The 21,262-nt window shown below is 55.2% G+C and carries 18 protein-coding genes and 1 tRNA gene; 8 read left to right on the top strand and 11 right to left on the bottom strand.

Features of this window, described 5'->3' with window-relative positions; genetic code table 11:
* Window positions 1–35: 35 nt before the first annotated feature.
* From metA to ACR0BZ_RS03440, 4 genes are all read left to right on the top strand, one after another.
* Window positions 36–953 (top strand): homoserine O-acetyltransferase MetA, encoded by a 918-nt coding sequence (gene metA, locus ACR0BZ_RS03455; RefSeq protein ID WP_480919473.1) that lies wholly within the window; start codon window positions 36–38, stop codon window positions 951–953.
* Complete coding sequence (locus ACR0BZ_RS03450) at window positions 943–1,896, top strand: alpha/beta fold hydrolase (protein ID WP_480919472.1); 954 nt, start codon at window positions 943–945, stop codon at window positions 1,894–1,896. The genes metA and ACR0BZ_RS03450 overlap by 11 nt, the downstream gene beginning before the upstream one ends.
* Before the next feature lie 49 nt (window positions 1,897–1,945).
* Window positions 1,946–2,815: a polyphosphate kinase 2 gene (ppk2, locus tag ACR0BZ_RS03445; RefSeq protein WP_480919471.1), complete on the top strand. Its 870-nt coding sequence runs from the start codon at window positions 1,946–1,948 to the stop codon at window positions 2,813–2,815.
* A 113-nt stretch (window positions 2,816–2,928) separates the two neighbouring features.
* Window positions 2,929–3,543, top strand: coding sequence for a TetR/AcrR family transcriptional regulator (locus tag ACR0BZ_RS03440; protein WP_480476721.1), 615 nt, complete (start codon window positions 2,929–2,931; stop codon window positions 3,541–3,543).
* Window positions 3,544–3,549: 6 nt separating this feature from the next.
* On the opposite strand, the gene ACR0BZ_RS03435 is transcribed toward ACR0BZ_RS03440, so the two are convergent.
* The 11 genes from ACR0BZ_RS03435 to pyrH form a co-directional block, all read right to left on the bottom strand.
* The gene (locus ACR0BZ_RS03435) at window positions 3,550–4,608 is read right to left on the bottom strand and encodes an adenylate/guanylate cyclase domain-containing protein (RefSeq protein ID WP_480919470.1); all 1,059 of its coding nucleotides are present in this window, start codon (window positions 4,606–4,608) and stop codon (window positions 3,550–3,552) included.
* Window positions 4,605–4,985, bottom strand: a complete 381-nt coding sequence (locus ACR0BZ_RS03430; RefSeq protein ID WP_245222458.1) for a group I truncated hemoglobin — start codon at window positions 4,983–4,985, stop codon at window positions 4,605–4,607. The genes ACR0BZ_RS03435 and ACR0BZ_RS03430 overlap by 4 nt, the downstream gene beginning before the upstream one ends.
* A gap of 225 nt (window positions 4,986–5,210) precedes the next feature.
* Window positions 5,211–5,300: transfer RNA gene (locus tag ACR0BZ_RS03425), tRNA-Ser, on the bottom strand.
* Between the two features lie 143 nt (window positions 5,301–5,443).
* On the bottom strand, window positions 5,444–7,870 hold the full coding sequence (locus ACR0BZ_RS03420) for a DUF3772 domain-containing protein (RefSeq protein WP_480919469.1): 2,427 nt from the start codon (window positions 7,868–7,870) through the stop codon (window positions 5,444–5,446).
* Window positions 7,870–8,904: a cysteine synthase A gene (locus tag ACR0BZ_RS03415; RefSeq protein WP_480919468.1), complete on the bottom strand. Its 1,035-nt coding sequence runs from the start codon at window positions 8,902–8,904 to the stop codon at window positions 7,870–7,872. Before ACR0BZ_RS03415 ends, ACR0BZ_RS03420 begins: the two co-directional genes overlap by 1 nt.
* 68 nt (window positions 8,905–8,972) lie before the next feature.
* Window positions 8,973–10,088, bottom strand: coding sequence for an NUDIX domain-containing protein (locus ACR0BZ_RS03410; protein ID WP_480919467.1), 1,116 nt, complete (start codon window positions 10,086–10,088; stop codon window positions 8,973–8,975).
* Between the two features lie 26 nt (window positions 10,089–10,114).
* Window positions 10,115–10,555, bottom strand: a complete 441-nt coding sequence (locus ACR0BZ_RS03405) for a TrgA family protein (protein ID WP_480919466.1) — start codon at window positions 10,553–10,555, stop codon at window positions 10,115–10,117.
* An 11-nt stretch (window positions 10,556–10,566) separates the two neighbouring features.
* Window positions 10,567–11,778 carry a class I SAM-dependent methyltransferase gene (locus ACR0BZ_RS03400; RefSeq protein WP_480919743.1) on the bottom strand — a complete coding sequence of 404 codons (1,212 nt, stop codon included), beginning with the start codon at window positions 11,776–11,778 and terminating at the stop codon, window positions 10,567–10,569.
* A gap of 69 nt (window positions 11,779–11,847) precedes the next feature.
* Window positions 11,848–13,272 (bottom strand): cryptochrome/photolyase family protein, encoded by a 1,425-nt coding sequence (locus tag ACR0BZ_RS03395; protein WP_480919742.1) that lies wholly within the window; start codon window positions 13,270–13,272, stop codon window positions 11,848–11,850.
* 48 nt (window positions 13,273–13,320) lie between these two features.
* Entirely contained in the window at window positions 13,321–14,547 is a 1,227-nt protein-coding gene (locus ACR0BZ_RS03390; RefSeq protein WP_480472429.1) for an aminotransferase class V-fold PLP-dependent enzyme, read from the bottom strand.
* A gap of 262 nt (window positions 14,548–14,809) precedes the next feature.
* Window positions 14,810–15,562: a UMP kinase gene (gene pyrH / locus ACR0BZ_RS03385; RefSeq protein ID WP_209504110.1), complete on the bottom strand. Its 753-nt coding sequence runs from the start codon at window positions 15,560–15,562 to the stop codon at window positions 14,810–14,812.
* A gap of 97 nt (window positions 15,563–15,659) precedes the next feature.
* Here pyrH and miaA point away from each other — a divergent pair, with 97 nt between their 5' ends.
* The 4 genes from miaA (at window position 15,660) to ACR0BZ_RS03365 (ending at window position 21,223) form a co-directional block, all read left to right on the top strand.
* Window positions 15,660–16,553, top strand: coding sequence for a tRNA (adenosine(37)-N6)-dimethylallyltransferase MiaA (miaA, locus tag ACR0BZ_RS03380; protein WP_480919465.1), 894 nt, complete (start codon window positions 15,660–15,662; stop codon window positions 16,551–16,553).
* Between the two features lie 352 nt (window positions 16,554–16,905).
* Window positions 16,906–18,576, top strand: coding sequence for an ABC transporter substrate-binding protein (locus ACR0BZ_RS03375; protein ID WP_480583928.1), 1,671 nt, complete (start codon window positions 16,906–16,908; stop codon window positions 18,574–18,576).
* A 123-nt stretch (window positions 18,577–18,699) separates the two neighbouring features.
* Window positions 18,700–19,746 carry an ABC transporter permease gene (locus ACR0BZ_RS03370; RefSeq protein ID WP_480919464.1) on the top strand — a complete coding sequence of 349 codons (1,047 nt, stop codon included), beginning with the start codon at window positions 18,700–18,702 and terminating at the stop codon, window positions 19,744–19,746.
* A 13-nt stretch (window positions 19,747–19,759) separates the two neighbouring features.
* Window positions 19,760–21,223, top strand: coding sequence for an ABC transporter permease (locus tag ACR0BZ_RS03365; protein WP_209596036.1), 1,464 nt, complete (start codon window positions 19,760–19,762; stop codon window positions 21,221–21,223).
* The last annotated feature ends 39 nt before the right edge of the window (window positions 21,224–21,262 follow it).

The raw sequence follows: 21,262 nt of genomic DNA, 5'->3' as shown, positions 1-21,262 counted from the left end.
TACCAGTTTTCCCTAATCTCTTCGAAGTCAGACACATGCCCATCAAAATCCCCTCAGATCTGCCCGCTTTCGACGTCCTGAACAAAGAGGGCGTTATGGTCATGTCCGAGGATCAGGCAATGCGTCAGGATATTCGCCCCCTGCGCATTGGGCTGCTGAATCTGATGCCGAAGAAGATCCAGACGGAAAACCAGTTCGCACGTCTGATCGGCGCAACTCCGTTGCAGATCGAACTGTCTTTGATCCGTATGACGGAACACCAGACAAAAACCACCGCCGCCGAGCATATGTCAGAGTTCTACCTGCCTTTTCAGGAGGTTAAGGACCAGAAATTCGACGGCCTGATCATCACTGGTGCGCCGATCGAGCATCTGGAATTCGGCGACGTCACCTATTGGGATGAAATCAGCGAAGTCTTCGACTGGACCCAGACAAACGTTCATTCAACCTTTGGTGTTTGCTGGGGCGGGATGGCGATGATCAACCATTTTCACGGTGTCCGAAAACACATGCTGGATGCCAAGGCCTTTGGCTGTTTCCGCCACCGCAACCTGAACCCTGCATCACCTTTTTTGCGTGGGTTCTCTGACGATTGCGTTATACCGGTCAGCCGCTGGACGGAAATGAAACAAGATGAGATCGACGCCGCGCAGGGTTTGACGACCCTGCTGGGCAGTGATGATGTGGGTCCCTGTCTGGTCGAAGATCCCAGCCACCGCGCGCTGTATATCTTCAATCATTTTGAGTATGACAGCGACACGCTGAAACAGGAGTATGACCGCGACGTCGCCAATGACACGCCCATCAACGTGCCGATCAACTACTATCCGGATGATGACCCATCCAAGACACCTCAAAACCGTTGGCGCAGTCACGCGCATCTTCTTTACGGAAACTGGATAAACGAAATCTATCAGACGACGCCTTTTGATATGAGTAAAATTGGCCGCTAAGACATTGATATCTTTTGGCCTCATCATTCTGGGCCTTGCCGCTGTGACTGCGTGGCGCAGCGCCCGGAATGAAGCACAGGCAGAAGCGGCTTTCCCACCCGAAGGCCAGATTCTGGATGTCGGCGGAATCGCGGTTCATGCGGTTGTCATGGGGAATGGGCCGGATGTGGTCCTTCTTCACGGCTCAAGCGGCAACACCCGCGACATGACCTTTGCGCTGGCACCTATTCTGGCGGAAAACTACCGCGTCATCGTTTTTGACCGGCCTGGCCTGGGGTTTTCAGAAAGTTTCAACCCAGACGGTGAAACGATCACGGAACAAGCGGATATCCTGCAAAAAGCTGCTGCCCAGCTTGGGGCGGAAAAGCCTGTCGTGGCGGGCCAAAGCTATGGCGGTTCAGTGGCACTTGCATGGGCGGTCACCAGGCCCGACGACCTCTCAGCACTTGTTCTGATCGCACCCGCCGCCATTCCCTGGGAAACGCCGCTGGATGGGTTTAACCAATTGGCGTCTACCACGCTCGGCAATACGCTCGCCCTGCCCCTGATTTCTTCCTTTGTGCCCGATTGGTACGTAACGCGGGCATTGGACAGTGTATTTGCGCCCCAATCGGCCCCCGCTGGATATGCTGAACATTTTGGGCCCGGCCTGACCATCCGGCGCAGTTCCATGCATGCAAATGCCAAGCAACGGGCCAACCTATTGGATGAGATAACCCAATTGCAGCCGCGATACGGTGAGATTTCAGTGCCAACCGAAATCGTTCACGGCACCGCCGACGACACTGTCGGCCTTGAATGGCATTCGCAACGTCTGATCCAGCAAATCCCGCAGGCCGAACTGGTCGCGTTACCGGGGATCGGTCACATGCCGCAGGTTGTCGCAGCGCCCGAGGTTGCTGCCGCAATTGATCGTGCAGCGCAGCGTGCAGGTTTGCGTTAATCCAAGCTCTAATCCATAGTCGGATATGGGTTTTATCGCGAGGTGACATATGGCTCGGACCGAAAAAGGTTCTATCGAGAAGTATTTTCAGGATAGCGCGCCCAAAGCTGTGCGGGATGAGATCGAGAATTCGAAGAAAGGCGATATCCTGAACCCGACCTACCCATATAGCGAGAAGATGAAACCCAAGGACTATGAAGAGCAGATGGAACTGCTCCAGATCGAGCTGGTCAAAATGCAGTCTTGGGTCAAGGACACGGCGCAACGGATCGCCATCATCTTCGAAGGCCGCGATGCTGCCGGTAAGGGCGGAACGATCAAACGGTTTCGCGAAAACCTGAACCCGCGCGGCGCGCGCAATGTGGCGCTCAGCAAACCCTCGGAAACTGAACGCAGTCAATGGTACTTTCAGCGCTACATCCCGCACCTGCCTGCAGCCGGCGAGATCGTGTTCTTTGACCGCAGCTGGTACAATCGCGGCGTGGTCGAAAACGTCTTTGGTTTCTGCACCCGGGAAGAGCGCGAGCGGTTCTTTCGTCAGGTTCTGCCGCTTGAAACGGGTCTGGTCAATGATGGCATCAAACTCTTCAAGTTCTGGCTCAATGTCGGGCGCGCTGAGCAACTAAACCGTTTTCTGGCCCGTGAAACCGACCCGTTAAAGCAATGGAAACTCAGCCCGATTGACGTGGCAGGGTTGGACAAGTGGGACGAATACACACAGTCGATTTCGGAAACCCTTACCCGGTCACACTCAAACATATCTCCTTGGACAATAGTCCGGTCCGACGACAAGAAACGCGCCCGTCTTGCAGCAATTCAATCGGTCCTGCACACGCTGGACTATGATGAGAAGGACGCAAAAAGCATTGGTAACATTGATCCCCTGATCTGCGGTGGTCCGGATGTCTGGGAAGCGTAGGTTGCGTTTTCGCCCTGCCCGGCCAAGGCTTTCAAGGGCAAGTGTTGGACGACCGGGTGTATTTGGTCTATCCCCTTGTCTTCCAATACCTAATCGAAGAACCTGAGGCCGGGATGTCGAAACGCGGTTATCATCACGGAAACCTAAAGCAAGCTCTGATCGAGGCAGCCTTGTCCCTGATCGAAGAAAAGGGGCCGACAGGTTTTACGTTATCTGAAGCCGCCAAAACCGCTGGCGTAACACCAGCCGCAGTCTATCGCCATTTTGAAGGGCGCGAAGACCTTATCGCCGAAGCCGCACGGCAGGGATTCGAGATGTTCGCGGACCTGATGCAATACGCTTATGACACAGGCCAACCCTCTGCCCTATCCGCCTTCGAAGCAACCGGGCGGGCCTATCTGGCTTTTGCCCGGAAGAACCCCGGCCACTACATCGCCATGTTTGAAAGCGGAATTTCGTTGAATCGCACCCCAGAATTATCCATGGCCGCCAATCGGGCCAAATCGGTTCTGGAGAAAGCAGCCGCTGACTTGTCGCAACATATTCCACCAGAAAAGCGCCCGCCCGCGTCGATGTTCAGCGCGCACATCTGGGCGATGAGCCATGGCGTGGTTGAATTATACGCGCGCAATACCGGGGCGACGTCTCCCTTCCCCCCAGAAGACCTGCTGGAAAGCGGCATTGGTATCTATCTGCGAGGGCTGGGTCTGATCCCTCAGGACGACTGACACCTTTCAAAAAGTTCGACTGCTTTGCGGAAAGCTCAGCCCGGACGTTACGTTGATAAGATTCATCTCGCCCATTCCCTTTATGTCGACACGTCCCAGGTCCGAGACCTGAAACTCGTCAATCAGGGCGTATTTCATCTCTTCCGGTGCAACGATTTTCATAGGATTGGCGAATATTTGCAGTCGGGACGCGATATTTACCGCCGGACCGAAAACGTCGTAGACGTATTTCTGAATGCCCACGACAGACCCGACTGCGGCCCCCATGCCCAAACCGATCCGGGCCTGCCATTTGTGCGGATGGCTTTCGTTACGGCGTTCGAGATAACGCAGGAAACGTACCGCGCAATGAGCCACTGCGGTCGCGTGATCGGGTGTCGGGTCAGGCATGCCTGAGACCGCAAGATATGCGTCACCTATTGTTTTGATCCTTTCACACCCGAATTGTTCAACGATCCTGTCAAACGCCGTGAAAATGTCGTTCAACTCACTTAGGGTCACTGTCGGGTCGGTCTTGGCCGCGAAATCGGTGAAACCCACAAAGTCCAGCATGACTACAGACACCTGCTTGTAGAGCTGCGGAGTGACGACACCGAATGTCTTGAATTCTTCATAAACCGCCCGTGGCATCAAGTTCAAAAGCAGGCGTTCAACCCGTTCTTTCTCGCGTTCCAGTTCTCGTGTGTTGCGTTCGACCATGGTGGAATAGCTGTCGATCATGCTTTCCAGCTCGCGAATGCGCGTGATGTTCTGGCATTCGACAATCAGAACCTGCTCGGACAATCCGCTTGCCAACGAAACTGCGACCGCAAAGATCAAGGTCCGCCGTTTTGGTTTGATCTGCAACTCAACCGAATATCTCAGGCCCGATTGCTTGACGTCTTCCAGTTCTTTGGGATCAAGGGCAGGCAGAATGTCCGTAAGAGTACTGCCGTTCTCGGGAGTTCCAAACCACTCTGCGAAAGGTCCGTTATGAAAAACGAACTGAAGATCCGAGGCGCGCACCACGGCAATGCCGACACCGATGGCGCGTAACAGCTGTTCGTTTATTGCATGAATGCTCATGCCGCGTTTCGGGCGACGATAATTGAACGCTTCCCTTCAATTGCGGCCAGCGCGGTTTTGATATCCTGATCGGACATACCATGCACGCTCAGCGCTTCGCCAAACAGCTCAGCCATCACATCAAATTCGTCATGTGAGATACTCAGATGCCTGTGTACGGCTTCGATCCTGTCATCACTGAATGACGCCGGTCCGCCGATCAGGGATGATACAAACTTCGTCTGATGATCAATCAGCCGCGGCATATCTATATCTTCAAAATAATGGCCGATGTCATCCGAATCCAACGCCATTTCATAGAAGGTCATCACGACACGGCTGATCGTTTTGAAGCCACCGTATTTATCATAAAGCGTTTGCGCCACACGAAAACCCAAGAGTTACCGAACAAAAACACTGTAATTCTATATCAGATGGACATTTTTGTTAATGTTTATGGTATTTTTTTCGTTTTCCGGCTTAACGCGCGTTCATTTTAGGAAAAGCAAAAGTGTCCGGGATGTAAAATCCTGCGCTTTCGAAGACCCGGCGTGGTACACGAAACCAAGTTGTACACAGCCAAGACGCCGGGGCTGGTTTGGGTTTCTGTCTGAGGGGGGTAATGGCGGAGAGACAGGGATTCGAACCCTGGAGACGGTTCCCCGCCTACACACTTTCCAGGCGTGCGCCTTCGACCACTCGGCCACCTCTCCGTGCCGGCGATGTTTGGACCAATGTCATGAGATTTGCAAGGCCCCAATTCGGTGAAATCACCGGAAAGGATCAATTAAATCCGGTAGTCTACCCAGAGCGTCAAGCAACCAGAAACGCGACCTTTCAGCTGTCGGGCTGGTCGTCAGATTTCATCGCCCGCGTCAGAGTCCAGATCAGATTCTGTCAGTTCAACTGGCTTTCCTGCCGTTGAATCGGTTGTGTTCTGTTTGGGCGCAAGGCCTGCCTCTTTAACCTTGTTCGAGGTCTGCAAAGCTTCGGGATTGCGCAACCAGATATCACGCTGTGCAAACGGCACCTCGATACCCGCTTCCAGAAAGCGCCGATTGATCTCGTGGTTCATGTCGGATTTGACGGATAAAACCCAGTTCACATCCCGTAGGATCGCTCTGATCTCGAAATCCAACGCATCCGCTCCAAATCCCTGAAACACTACACTGGGCGCCGGGTTGGCCAGAACCATCGGGTGGTTGTTTGCGACCTCGCCCAGAATGGTCTCGACCAGCCGTGTATCTGTTCCGTAGGCGACACCGACCGGTACAATCACCCTGCCGATGGTATTGCCACGTGTGTAGTTGGTGACGACGCCGCTGATCAGGTCCGAGTTGGGAATGATCACATCCGTTCTGTCGAACGTCTCGATCCGGGTCGATCGGACGGAAATGTCACGCACATAGCCCATCATCCCGTTCACATCTATCCAGTCACCCTTGGAGATCGGCCGTTCGACCAGAAGGATGATGCCGGACACGAAATTAGACACAATCGTTTGCAGCCCAAAGCCAATACCGACAGACAGTGCACCCGCAACAATTGCCAGAGACGACAGATCAAACCCCGCGACCATGATCGCGGCCAGCGCAGCCAGAAATATCCCGATATAACCCGAGCCAGCGACAATCGCGTTCTGCCCGCCCGGATCGATACTGGTTTTGGGTAACAGCGAGTTGCGCAGCCCGCTTTGCAACAACCGCGTCAGCGTATAACCGATTGCGAAAACGGCGATAAATGTCAGGAAATTGCTGGGTGAGATCGTGACACCACCGATGTCAAAGCCAAGCAACAGACGTGACCATACTTCAAGCAGGTCCGTTTCGCGCGCGCCCCAGTATATCGCCAGAACAGGCAGCGCGACGATGGCCAGTGCAAAGCCCACCAAGACTGAAAAAAGAGAGTCGCGCGCAGCGTCGCCCTGCCCTGTGATCCATCCGTATATCTGACTGACAAACCGTTGAAAAATTGCCAGTGCGGCAATCAGAACCAGTGTTTTTACCGCCGGAAACACAATCGCTTCGGCCGCATTAGTATAGCCAACCAGTGCCAGTACGGGTGTTGCGATCCCCAGCAGGAACATGGCCTTGCGCAGGAATTCTACCAATTGGCTGAATCCAGCGGCCCGGGTAGACGCCGTCTGGTCCAGCAGGCGGTCGTTCGTTCTGATCTGCCGCACACGGAGCAAAAGCAATGCCGTTCCAACAATCACGGGAAAGCTGATCACCGCACGAGTCGCATCCGAGACGTTTTCGATCTGCTGAAACAGAAGCGCCAGTTCGTGCAGGATCAACATCAAAGCCAACAGATCAATGTATATCCGCAATTCGGTAATCCGAGCAGCAGACAGGCGCTTGAATCCTTGTGAAGCGCCAATCACGTAAATCTGTCGGCCAATCCAGTCGTAGAAGAAGGCAATTGCCGCCCAGTAGGGGATTTTTTCCAGCAACAAACTGCCTCGCAGACCCGGAATACCCGAAAGACTGATTGCGGCGATGGCGGCAACGACACCGATCCATGGCAACAGAATCCGCAACAGAGAAATGATGAAGGACCAAACACCAGTGCCCGCTCCGCCCAGCAACCTCAGATAGTCGCCGCCCCGTTCGGACCAACGTTTGCCGAAGATCAGTAAAACCGCGGCCAGGATCACCAGAAACAAGATTCCCAAGCCACGATCACGGATACGTTCTTTCACTACGTCCGAACGCAGGTTGGTAATTGTTTCATTTGTCAGGCTCTGAAGCGCCTCTTTTACGTCTTGCCAAGCAGGTCCCCAATATACGGGGTTGATCGGTGACGGCCCGCGCTCAAAGAATTGTTTTGTCTGCCGCGTCCGGATGATCCGATCGATTTCACTGATCAATCCATTTGCGCGGGTATAAGCTTCTTCGGAAATGATGCGCGGCACCCGCAAACTGTTGAGCTGCTCATTAAGATGAGTTCGCAATTTAGCGATGTCTTCAGGTTCGGCCGCGTCCCCTTCGGGTTTTGGACCAAGCGCCTTGATCTGGCTTTCCAGCGTTGCGATACGGTCTGTGTTGGCGCTGCGTGCCTTGTTAAAGTCCTCTCGGTAACCGTTTATTTCAGAACGTAAATTCTCAAACGCAGCGTTTGACGCACGGTTCGCTTCAATCACGGACTCGGCACGGTCAGCCGTTTTTATCCAGCCCCGGTAATACTCACTTTGCCTGTCGGTCAGCTGCGCGACAGCACCGCCTGCGAGCCCGACAAGACACAGGAATACCAGTGTCAGAAACAGGCGAACCTGCCTCGGCATCACACGTCCTCGAAAACGCCGGGAATGCTGCGCGGTGCTTCAGTCATCCAATCCGGCACCGGCAATTCTTTCTCGCGCAGGAAATCCGGGTTGAACAGCTTGGACTGATACCGCGTGCCATAGTCGCAAAGGACAGTCACAATCGTGTGGCCCGGCCCCATTTCTTTGGCCAGACGCACGGCGCCCGCCATGTTGATCGCGGTTGACCCGCCCATGACCAACCCCTCCTCACGGAGCAGGTCAAAGATATAGGGCAACGCCTCGGTGTCAGTGATCTGATAGGAATGATCCGGCGTGAACCCTTCCAGGTTCTTTGTTATCCGAACCTGTCCGATACCTTCGGCAATCGATCCTCCCTCCATCGCGATTTCACCGGTGGTGTAGTAAGAGTAGAGACCCGCACCCATAGGATCGACCAGACCGATTTTCACACCCTTGGGCTGCAACGCTTCGGCAACCCCGGCCAACGTACCGCCCGACCCGACAGCACAGATAAACCCGTCGACCTTACCTTCTGTTTGTTCCCAGATTTCGGGTCCAGTGGTTTCAACATGGGCCTGACGGTTCGCCACGTTGTCAAACTGGTTGGCCCAGATTGCCCCATTGGGTTCCGTCTCCGCCAATTCCTCGGCCAAACGCCGGGAATAATGCACGAAATTATTGGGATTGCGATAAGGTGCGGCCGGAACTTGAACCAGTTGTGCACCGGCCAGCCGCAGCATGTCTTTCTTTTCTTCCGACTGGGTTTCCGGGATCACAATCACGGTCTTGAACCCCATTGACGCACCCACCAGCGCCAGACCTATACCGGTATTGCCGGCGGTGCCTTCCACAATGGTGCCACCGGGCTTCAAATCGCCCCGCGCAATGGCATCACGGATAATATAGAGTGCAGCACGGTCCTTGACGGATTGACCGGGGTTCATGAATTCGGCTTTGCCGAGAATTTCGCAACCAGTTTCTTCACTGATGCGGCGCAGCCGGATCAGCGGTGTTTTTCCTACTGCGTCAGCAAGATCTCGTGCAATGCGCATGATGGCCCCTTGTCGTTTTGTACCATCGAAGATCTACAGCCGCACCGCCGCGACCACAAGCGGGATAGTCACCCGCGCAATCTGTCCCGGTGGCGGGCCAGCCAATAAGCCAGAGACACCAATTGTAGATCCTTGAAAACATGGCGATCCGTCATGTCTATGAATTCGTCGAACGGCAGGATTTGACTGCGGATGTCTTCACCTTCTGTGTCCAGGCCACCGGTGATTGTGGTGTGCGTCAACTCACCCAGACCAACATAAAGATACATGAACCCGGTGGAAGATCCGCTCGATGTGTAGGCACCGCCAGCATATTCCAGCCTGTCAAAACGAATACCCGCCTCCTCCATCGCCTCGCGATGCGCGGCCTGTTCGGGTGTCTCGCCCGGATCAATCATCCCGGCCACCGCTTCCCAAAGCCAGGGTTCCGGATCGTTGTTCAGGAAAACCGGCGGTCTGAACTGTTCCACGATCAAAACGGTATCTCTGACCGGATCATAGGGCAGAACGCCGACCGCACTGCCCTGCAACAAACTTCCACGGCGCAGAACCGGACCCATGCTGCCGTCATGCCGCCGGTGTTGCAGATCGATTTCCTCCATCCCGAAGTAATCAAGATACACCCGGTCATGGCGATGCACGATCACGTCTTTTGCAATGTCCCGCGGATCACCGGTTCGCCGCTGCCCGGCCATGATCTTTGACCAGGCTCGCGTTTGAGTGGCGCGAATACTGCGGGCCATGATCCGGGGATCAACCTTCCCGAAATAGGCCATCTCTTCCTCAGCGGCGAGCGTTGTAAGTTCGCCCAATCTGTCCGCCCAGTCCTGAAGCGACCACAAATCACCCGGTCTCCAGGCATCGGGGGCAGGAAAAAAGACCTGCGCTTCGGCCTCGATCCCATCTTCCAATTCGACCTTCAACGGCTTCAGATCATAGTCGAAAGACCCTTCATAATAATCAAGCCTGGCCAGATCCACAGTCGACAGTTCTTGCACCAGTAAACCTTCGGCACTGGCGCCTTCCATTTCCAGGATCATCGGGAAATCCTGCCCCTGAACAGAATGGACAGCATGGCCTCGAAGTAGGGCGGGCCGCGCTTTGGTTTCGCTCAGAGGATGGCCAAGAACGCGTTCCAGCAACGGCAAGTGTCGCAGCGTTCCATAAAAGAACAAATCAGACAAAGTCGATCTCTCTTGTCAGTAACGGATCAGCGCCATGATCGGGCGGCCTGTTCTGTGGCCAGTCCCGATACAACAGCCCCGATTAGGAATGCAATCAGAATTTCCGGGTAAATCAGCAGCTTACCGTACTCAACCCCGATCTTGAAAATGGCCAGAATGGCCTCAAACGGGCCACCGTAACGATTGCGCATGGCAAGCCGGAACATTTCGTAACAGCCCTGCACGAACAACGCCCAGAAAATCAGCGAGGCGACACCAGTCAGACCGTTATTGATCCCAGCTGTCCAGCCGCGCCCTGCACGCTTGCCCATGATGCCCCACCCGCAAACCGCACCAAGGCCCATGTTAACCAGCGTAAAGTACCCGTAATCCTTACCTTCTTCACCGTTTTCGATAATCATTCCTGAGACAATGAATGCCAGCACGATGAGACAAACGGCGGCTACAAGACGCGAGGCAGTGGGCATGTTACGGTCCGTCAGTTAACTTGCTTTTCTACGGTGATCTGTGTCACATCGCAATTGCGCGTGTCAAAGGCTGCGCCACAGGCAGTCAAATAATAATTCCACATGCGGCGAAAACGCTCATCAAAGCCCAGATCTGCGATCTGTTCCCATTTTGCATTGAACGTCTCATACCACCGCCGCAGCGTCAGGTCGTAACTTTTGCCGAATTCTTTCGACTTCACCACATTCAGACCGGCCTGATTGATCTGCTGCCGCAAGATCGTAGGCGACGGAAGCATTCCACCTGGAAATATGTATTTCTGAATGAAATCAACACCGTTCTTGTAATAATCCCAGCGGTGGTCACCTACGGTTATGATTTGCAAGGTCGCTTGCGCCCCCGGCTTCAGCCTCTCACGAACGGTTTCGAAATAAACCGGCCAGTATTTTTGGCCAACCGCCTCGAACATCTCGATTGAGGCTATGCCATCATATTGCCCACGCTCGTCACGATAGTCCTGCAACTTGAAGGTCACTTGATCGGAAAGTCCTGCTTTTTCAATGCGTTCTTTCGCATATTTAAACTGTTCCTCACTGATCGTGAGGCCGGTTACATGCAGGCCCCGCTCTCTCGCGGCATATTCGGCAAAACCGCCCCAACCGCATCCGATTTCCAGAATGTGGTCACCGGGTTTGGCCCCCATTTCATCGACAAGGCTGGCGTATTTCGCAGTTTGCGCCTTCTCAAGACTTTCTTGCCCGGTCTCAAAAATGGCGCTGGAATAAGTCATCGTGTCATCCAGCCACAAACCGTAGAAGTCATTGCCCAGATCATAGTGGTACGAGATATTCTTTTTCGCCTGCGTCCGGTTATTGCGATGAAGCCAGAACCGCAGACGTTCATAGGCCTGGACAAGGAACTTTCCAGTAAACCCGTCATAGACGGTTTCGGACCCCAGGTGGACAAGATCCATGAATGAGCGCAGATCAGGCGTGCTCCAATGTCCTTCAAGATAGGCATCAGAAAACCCCAGTTCGCCTTCGCGGATCAGACGGGCAAAAACATCTCCGTCGTGGATATCGATCTGAGCAACAGGCCCTGCCTTGGGTCCCTCTGCGCGAAAACTGCGTCCATCGGGCAATGTTATGTCTAGTCGCCCCGACTCCATTCGGGCCAGCATCTTGAAGACCTGGGCGAAATACCTGGGCAGATCCGACTGCCCCTCTATTGTCGTCAGCACCATCCGCTCTCCCCTCTGCGGCACAGGTATCAGGCTAGGCCGCGATTTTGTTTCTGGCAAGTTTTCAGTTCCTTAGTGGGATTTTCGGCTTTCATACGCACGCAAGGCGCGGTTTCGTCCATCCGCCAGTTTCACGACAGGTTCGGGATAATCCGCCTGCGGACACAGGTTCCATGACCCGGGAACCGCAGCGAAATAGGAAAGTGCAACGTCACTGGGTTTCGTCTGGCCTTCGGCGATCCAGCGCCGCAGGTAAGACCCCTGCGGATCAAACTTTTCGGCCTGCGTTTCGGGGTTGAAAATACGAAAGAAGGGCGACGCATCGGGGCCTGATCCCGCAACCCACTGCCAGCCCATGGCGTTACAGGCTGGGTCCCAGTCAATCAGGCAATCCTCGAACCAGCTCATCCCGATTTTCCAGTGTGTCATCAGATGTTTGGTCAGGTAACTGGCAACAATCATCCGGGCCCGGTTATGCATACGGCCTGTCACATACATCTGCCGCAGGCCAGCATCGACGACAGGAATTCCGGTTCGGGCCTGCCTCCAGGCGGCAACTTCAGGGTGGTCCGGATCGATATTCCACGGGAAATCATCCCATTCCGCTTTCCAGTTATCAGTCAGCAGATGCGGTGAGTGATACATCAGGTGATAGGCAAACTCACGCCAGACCAACTGCCGCAGAAATGCCTCGGCGCCGGGGGTTCCCGTCATCGCAGCCTGTTGAACCCTGTGCCAGACCGTGCGTGGCCCGATCTCGCCCAATGAAAGGTATTCTGACAGGTTTGATGTTCCGTCCAGATCCAACCGGTCACGGTCATTGGAATAACGGGGGACCTGGTCGAGAAAGTGCTCAAGTCGATCGCGGGCGGCCTTCTCTCCGGGTTGGACATAGGGGCGCACGATTGCAGCGCCTCGGTACATGTCCGCACCCATATGCCAGGTACTCAGTTTATCACTGGAAGGCCAGGTTGCAGGCCCCGCCAAGCGTGACACCAACGCATCCGGCGCTGGCACGTCCCGCCGCTGAACCGCGCGCCACATAGGAGTGTAGACACGAAACGGCTGGCCCTGCTTTGTTGCGACCGTCCAGGGCTCAAAAAGCAAATGACCAGGAAAGGACTTTGCGCTTACACCCAGTTCGGTCAGCGCCGTTTTGATCTGTGTATCGCGTCTGATCGACGCTGGATCATAGGCCCGCGACCAATAGACAGCCTTTGCGCCCGTCTCTTTGACAAGTGTCCGCAATTGCTCAAGCGCATCGCCACGCCGCAGGATCAGACGGCTACCAAGCCTCGTCAGAGCGTCGCAAAAGACCTCCAGACCCAACCCCAACCGCCATTTTGGGGCCGCGCCAAGGTGTTGCACAAGAAGGTCATGAACAAAGACTGGTATGATCGGACGGCCGCTTGCAACAGCAGCAGTCAATGCCGGATGGTCCGACAGGCGCAGATCCCGTCGGTACCATAAGATGATCGGAGACCGCTCGTTTTCCATATCCACCCTGAGGTTTTCTTCGTTCTACGAAGCCCCAAGCTGAGTGGATCACAAAACGTGTTCAAGCGCCTCCAAAAGCTGATCAATCTCCTGCTGCGAGGTATAATGTGTAAAGCTGACCCGCAAAACGCCCTGTGCCAGATCCACGCCCATCGCTTGCAATGGGCGCACAGCATAAAAGTCGCCTCCCCCCGCCATAACACCGTATTGCGCCAGTTCTGCTGCAACTGACTCAGCGGGACGGTTCAGCGACAGCGCTACCGTCGGCGCACGCCGGGTGGCATCTGAAGTGCCGATCAGACGTACCGCGTTGCGGTCCTTTACCGCATCCAGAACCGGTTGAAGTAAGGACACCTCATGCGCGCGCATCAGGTCATGGGCAAAGGCACCCTGCTCTGCTGCACCGGCGTCAGGCCCACCGTGATGCGTGCACAGGAGCTCGACGTAATCGGCCATACCTGCACTTGCCGCAATCTGAGCATGATCCGGGCCTGCCGGGGTAAAGCGCTTGTAAAGAACGTCGGCGTTGAAGTAGTGCGCTTGGTTGGGCAGCAACTCTCCCAGTGTTCGGCGAATGACCATGCAGCCTTGATGCGGGCCAAAAGTTTTATAGGCTGAAAACAGATAGATATCCGGCCCCAAATCGCCAACATTCGGAAACCCATGCGGGGCGTAAGATACGCCGTCCACGCAGACAAATGCACCAGCCGCGTGGGCAATCGCAGTGATCTCGGTGACCGGGTTAATCTCTCCAACGACATTGGAACAATGCGGGAAACAGACCAGACGCACTTTTTCGTCCAGCATATTTTCCAGATCCTGCGGGTTCAGTGATCCGGTTTCAGGATCGATCTGCCACTCCCGCACTTCAATCCCTGCCTCGGCCAGACGACGCCATGGGCCCGAATTTGCCTCGTGATCCTGATTGGTCACGACAATCGCCTCGCCAGGTTTCATCCATTGCCTGAACGCCTGTGCCAAAACATAGGTATTCTGTGTCGTCGAAGGGCCAAAGCTCAGCTCATCGGTTTCAACACCCAGGATGGCGGCCATGCGCACGCGTGCCTCATCCATCTCGGCACCTGCAAGACGGCTGGCCTCATAAGGGGCGTAGGGCTGAACCTTTCGCTGCGTATAGAACCGCGTCAACCGGTCGATCACCGGCTTGCAGGTATATGACCCGCCCGCATTCTCAAAAAACGCCTGTCCTTTCAGGCTGGGTTCGGAAAAAGCCGGAAACTGTGCCCGAACGAAATCGATATCCAGAGAGCTCATGCCTCATTGCTCCTTAGTTGTGCTGTCATATCAACAAGATGCCCGCTCATGTTTCCGGACATCTCAGAAATCATGGCAGGTCTTCCAGCCCAGCCTGTGCTTGCGCCATGAGCTGACGAAACACCGGGCAGCCCTTCACTTCGGAAGGACAACGCTACTTAGACAGCACCATCCGCGACCGTCAAGCTGAAGCAAAAGAAAAAGCCCGGCGGGGTTGCCGGGGCTGAATTTCTAACACTCTGGGGCAGGTCTCGTTCGGGCCTCAACCCTGAACTTTGGTATATGTCCCCTCGCCTGCAAGAATACCACGGAAACCTCCGGGCTCATCCAGACCAAAGACGATCAGAGGCAGGTTGTTGTCACGCGCCAGCGCGATGGCTGACGCATCCATGACCCGCAACCGCTTGGCTAGAACGTCGTCATAGGTGACCGTGTCATAACGCACCGCGTCGGCATGTTGTTTGGGATCCTTGTCGTAGACGCCGTCGACACCGTTCTTGCCCATGAAAATCGCCTCACACGCCATTTCATTGGCGCGCAAGGTCGCCGCGGTGTCGGTGGTGAAATACGGGTTGCCGGTGCCGGCCGCAAAGATGCAAACCCTTTTCTTTTCAAGGTGTCGTACGGCGCGGCGGCGGATATACGGCTCGCACACTTCATCCATGCGAATGGCCGAAATGACCCTGGTGAACACCCCAATCTCTTCCAGGGCAGATTGCATACCCAGTGCGTTCATCACCGTGGCCAACATCCCCATATAGTCTGCTGTCGTCCGCTCCATACCCTGAGCAGATCCACTCAGGCCCCGGAAAATGTTTCCGCCACCGATAACCATGCAGATCTCAACGCCCAGATCGTGAACCGATTTCACCTCTTGCGCGATGCGTTGAACTGTCGGCGGGTGCAGGCCAAAGCCCTGATCCCCCATCAATGCCTCTCCTGAAATTTTCAACATGACACGTTTGTATGTGGTTTTCGGGGTTTCGGCAGTTTCAGAAGACGGGGAAAGGCTCATGTTGCGCTCCGGGCTGGCACGGGGTTAATTTCCGGCGCAAAATGAAGCAAAAGCTCCGCAGGTTCAATGCGGTTGGTGAGGATTGAGGCAACCGCATATGACCCGGCGATCAACGGACGCGATATTTCAGCAATTGCCCCCTATTCCCGTTGACAAACCTGTCCTGATTGCAGGGCCGACGGCATCCGGGAAATCAGCACTGGCGCTGGAGATCGCCGAACGGCATGGCGGCGTCATCGTCAATGCAGATGCAAGTCAGGTCTATGACTGCTGGCGAGTGATCTCGGCCCGACCATCTGTCAAAGAAGAAACACGCGCGCCGCATCTGCTCTATGGTCACATCGCCTATAATCAGGAATATTCAGCCGGTCACTGGCTGCGCGAAGTGGTGCCACTGCTGACCGGGGGCCAGCGGCCAATCATCGTCGGCGGGACCGGTTTATATTTCACGGCCCTGACCGAAGGCATGGCCGAGATCCCCGCAACTCCGTCGCAGGTGCGGGCCGAAGCAGACTTGCTGACCGTTGCTGAGCTTGTCGCCGGGGTCGACGAACGGACACTGTCTGGCCTGGATACGCAGAACCGCGCGCGCGTGCAGCGTGCTTGGGAAGTGCAGCGCGCCACTGGTCGCAGCCTGTTATCTTGGCAGGCCGATACGCCACCGCCAATTTTACGGCTGGATGATGCGGTTCCCATCGTTTTTGACGTCGACAAAACGTGGCTTCTGAATCGGATTGAACGCCGTTTTGATCAGATGCTGGAGCTGGGCGCAATCGACGAAGTACGCGCCATGCGGAATCGTTTCGACCCCGCTCTTCCCGCCTGTAAAGCCATTGGTGTGCCAGAGCTTATGGCCTATCTGGATGGAACACTGACTTTGGATCAGGCCCGTGAACGGGCCACAATCTCGACCCGGCAATTTGCCAAACGTCAACGCACGTGGTTTCGAGCCAGAATGAAAACATGGAATCACGTTGATTTCTCAAAGTGATATCTGGTGTTGTTCATTCCACAGGATTTGACACCGAAAGCAAACAGATCAACGGAAACTAACTGGTTTTTCGTCTGTTATCAGTGATTTGACGCCGAATCTCCGCAAGGGTTTCTTCTGGCGGGGCGCCACATGACAAAATCCGTACCGAAATATCAACACTGCGGGAACGTCGCTTTTGTGCATTTTATGTCGATTCCGAACGTTGACGTTGAGTGATTTCTGGTGCCGAATGGCGGCATGGGGATGCACAGAGTCCAAAAACCGGAATCCTTCTTTCTTTCGACCGGACAAGCCCGTGTCGCTTAGAACAAGAACAAATCAACAAAATCAATGTCACAGGGAGACATTTATGACCAATACGGCAATCACCACAGACAAGGTGCACTGGGCGGCCGAGATGCACGCGCAGGAATACCGTGACGGCAAGCTTAGCCGCCGGGAATTTCTGGTCCGCGCGACGGCGCTGGGTGTCGCGGTACCGACGGCCTATGGTTTGATCGGTCTGCAATCGCCTGCGGCGGCACAAGAGCCGCAGCGCGGTGGTACCATCCGCTATCAGATGGAAGTGCGCGCGCTCAAAGATCCGCGAACTTATGACTGGACGCAAATTGCCACTTTCACAGCAGGCTGGCTGGAGTACCTCGTTGAATACAACAACGACGGCTCGTTCAAGCCAATGCTGCTGGAAAGCTGGGAAGCCAATGATGACGCCACTGAATACACATTGAACGTTCGCAAGGGCGTAAAGTGGAACAACGGCGACGATTTCACAGCCGAAGACGTGGCCCGCAACATTGCAGGATGGTGTGACGCGGGTCTGGAAGGCAACTCGATGGCATCGCGTATGGCGTCGCTTATTGACGAAAGCACTCAGCAAGCTGCGGACGGTGCAATCACTGTGGTTGACTCCCATACTGTCAAACTGAAGTGCAACGCGCCTGACATCACGATCATCCCGGGTATGGCGGACTATCCCGCCGCAATCGTTCATAGCAGCTTCGATGCGAACGACATGCTTTCAAACCCCGTCGGCACGGGCTTCATGCTGCCTGACAGCCACGAAGTTGGTGTCAAAGGCGTGCTGGTGCGCAACGAAGGTTTCGACTGGTGGGGATATGAGGCTGGCAAAGGCGGCTATATCGACCGCATCGAGTTCATTGACTACGGCACTGACCCGGCTGCATTCCTTGCGGCTTATGAGGCCGAAGAGATCGACATGAACTGGGAATCTGTTGGCGAATTCGTCGACATCTTCGACGGCATTGGGCTTGTGCGCTCGGAAATCCCATCAGGCTTCACCATCGTTATCCGCCCGAACCAGTTGGCCGAAGACGAAAACGGCAACAAGATCTACGGCGACAAGCGCGTTCGTCAGGCTTTGGCCATGGCGGTCGACAACGAGGTGTGTCTGGAGCTGGGCATGTCGGGCTACGGCATTCCAGCAGACAACTGCCACGTCGGGCCGATGCACCCTGAACATGACTCGGCCGTGACTCGTATCCCGTATGATCCTGCCGGGGCGAAAGCCCTGATGGACGAAGCGGGTATGGGTGATTTTGAGCACGAAGTGCAATCAATCGACGATGACTGGCGCCGTAACACCACGGCCGCGGTTGTAGCGCAGCTGAACGACGCGGGCATCAAGGCCAAGCATACAGTTCTGCCGGGGTCGACCTTCTGGAACGACTGGACGAAATACGCCTTCTCGTCGACGAACTGGAACCACCGCCCATTGGGCACTCAGGTTCTGGCACTGGCCTATAAATCGGGAGTCGCGTGGAACGAATCCGGTTTTGCCAATGCAGAGTTTGATGCGTTGCTGGCCGAGGCGAACTCGATCGCAGATGTCGACAAACGTCGTGAAGTGATGGCCAAACTGCAGGGGATCATGATCGACGAAGGTGTCACGATCCAGCCTTATTGGCGGACAGCGATGCGCCATCACCGCGACAATTTGGTGGGTGTCGAAAAGCATATCGCAGACCTGCCGCAGCTTTATAAGTTCGGCTTTACGTCCTGAGCCAAAACGCAAAAGGAGGCGCCCCCCTGGCGCGGCCTCTTCGTCCTGAACGCGACGAACAAATAATAACAGCTAAGCGTGGCGTTCCATGAAACCCGCGCTAGCCGACCCACAGGGGCAAATATGGGACTTTTCATTCTAAGGCGCGTTGGCATCATGCTGTTGACGGCATTGTGTCTGACATTCCTGGTTTTCTTCTTAACCAACCTCTATCCGAACCTCGAGAAGCTGGCGAAAACGCAGGGCAACTTTCGGATGTCGGATGAACAGGTTGAGAGCTACCTGAGCAAAAATGGTTACCTCCAATCCACTCCGATAAAATACGGCGAATGGCTGGGTGTCCTGCCCTCGTATCGGTACACGAATGAAGACGGAACCGTTCAGGGAAGATGCATCCTGCCGGGCAAAACCGCCGAAGAATCCCCGAGTTTCTGCGGAATCCTGCAAGGGTATTGGGGCTATTCGACTGTCTTCAAGGAAGAGGTTTCCACCGTTGTTGGGAACCGGTTGGCTCTGACTGGTCGTCTGATGCTCTGGGTCATGTTGCTGATGGTTCCGTCCGCGTTGATCCTTGGTGTTTTGGCAGGAATGAAAGAAGGATCTGCCACTGACAGGACGTTATCGACCTTCGCCATCACAACGACGGCGACGCCGGAATATGTCTCGGGCGTGATCTTTATCGCGATCTTCACCTCATCCGCAGTTGGTTTGAAGTGGTTCAAAGGCACGGCCACGCAAGCGATGGAGAACCCGACCTTTGAGAACTTCTTCCTGCCGGTCCTGACTATTGCACTTTATGGGATGGGCTATATTGCCCGAATGACTCGCGCTTCGATGACCGAAGTTATGACCGCCCAATATATCCGGACAGCGCGTCTGAAAGGTGTGTCCTTCCCCAATATCGTCATGAAACATGCGTTGCGTAACGCGCTGATCGCACCCTTCACCGTCATCATGCTGCAGTTCCCCTGGCTGCTGAATGGCGTGGTGATCGTCGAGACCCTGTTCAACTACAAGGGCTTCGGCTGGGCGCTGGTTCAGGCCGCGGGCAATAACGACATTCAGCTGTTGCTGGCGATTTCGGTCGTGTCGGTCTTTGTGGTGCTGGTGACCCAGCTGATTTCGGATATCGGCTATGTCTACCTCAACCCGCGCATCCGCATTTCTTAAGGAGGGTTAGATCATGGAACCACTTACCTGGACCGGCTCTATCGCCTTCCTGAACCCGCTTTTTGCCCTTGGCCTTGCGCTAATGGTCTTGTCCATTGCCGTCTGGATGCTGGCCAGCATCGTGCTGCCCGAAGACCAGATGACGGTGAACCCGGACGGTACGTTGAGCTCAAGCTCGGGCCTGCGGACACTGATACAACTTGCACTGCGCTACAGTTTCTTGGCCAGTGTCGGAATCGCACTCGCCTATATCGTGCTGGGCGTTGTGATGGGCACCAGCGCCGGGATTATTGGCGCCATGTCCCAGCAGTTCTTGCCTGTATGGGTGTCGTTGATCATCCTTTATGCCATGTCGATCGCTTTCAAACGCAAGCTTGGCCTCTACGGCAAACTGTTTGACAGCCCCATCGGCATGATCGGCTTTGGCCTTGTGATGTTCTGGGTTTTCACCGGGGTATTCGGCGCGATGGATTTGATCGTCACGCATGACCCGCTGTCACAGGTTTCGGGCATGAAGAACAAAGTGCCAGGTACGCCACTTTCCAATCTAGAGGACGGTCAATACGCCTGGTATCTGCTGGGTGGCGACAATCTGGCCCGCGATGTGTTCAGCCGCATGGTCAAAGGGGCATGGATTGTTGTTCAGATCGCCCCGCTTGCCACGATGTTTGCCTTCATGGTTGGCATCACGTTGGGCCTTCCGGCAGGCTATTATGGTGGTCGGCTGGATACTTTGCTGTCGTTCCTTGCGAACCTGATTCTGGCCTTCCCGGTGATCTTGCTGTTCTATCTGCTGGTCACGCCCGAGATCGTTGCGACCGGGGTACCGAATTACATGGCGGCCGTCTTGTTCGTATTCCCGATCATCTTCCTCGGTGTGCTGCTGAACTCACGCTACTATACCAGACCGAACTTCCGAACACCGCTGTTGATCGGAGTTTTAGGGGTAGCGGGTTGGTTCTACCTGTCTCTGATTTCGACCGGTGGCTACATCATCAATACCGACGCCTATCGTATCTGGGGTCTGCCGACCTATCTGGATCTGTTCGATATTCCAGGTGGTATTCTGGTGGTCTTCGTCTCGGTGGTCTTTGTGAATTCGCCCACCGTTTTCCGCATCGTGCGCGGACTGGCGCTGGACATCAAAACACGGGACTACGTGGCAGCAGCACAAACCCGTGGCGAAGGTCCGTGGTACATCATGTTGTGGGAAATCCTGCCCAACGCGCGCGGCCCACTGATCGTCGATTTCTGCCTGCGCATTGGCTATACCACCATCCTTCTGGGAACCTTAGGTTTCTTTGGTCTGGGCCTGCCACCTGAAAGCCCTGACTGGGGGTCGACGATCAACGAGGGGCGCAAGCTTTTGTCGATCTACCTGCACCCTGCTCTGCCACCCGCGCTGGCCTTGTTGACGCTGGTTCTGGGTCTGAACCTGCTGGCCGACGGGTTGCGCGAAGAAAGTCTGAAAGACTGATGTGAAGGCGACCGGGGGCCAGCCCCCCGGACCCCCCGA

This window comes from Ruegeria sp. P8, from assembly GCF_056534665.1.
This window is presented reverse-complemented; position numbering and strand designations above follow the sequence as displayed.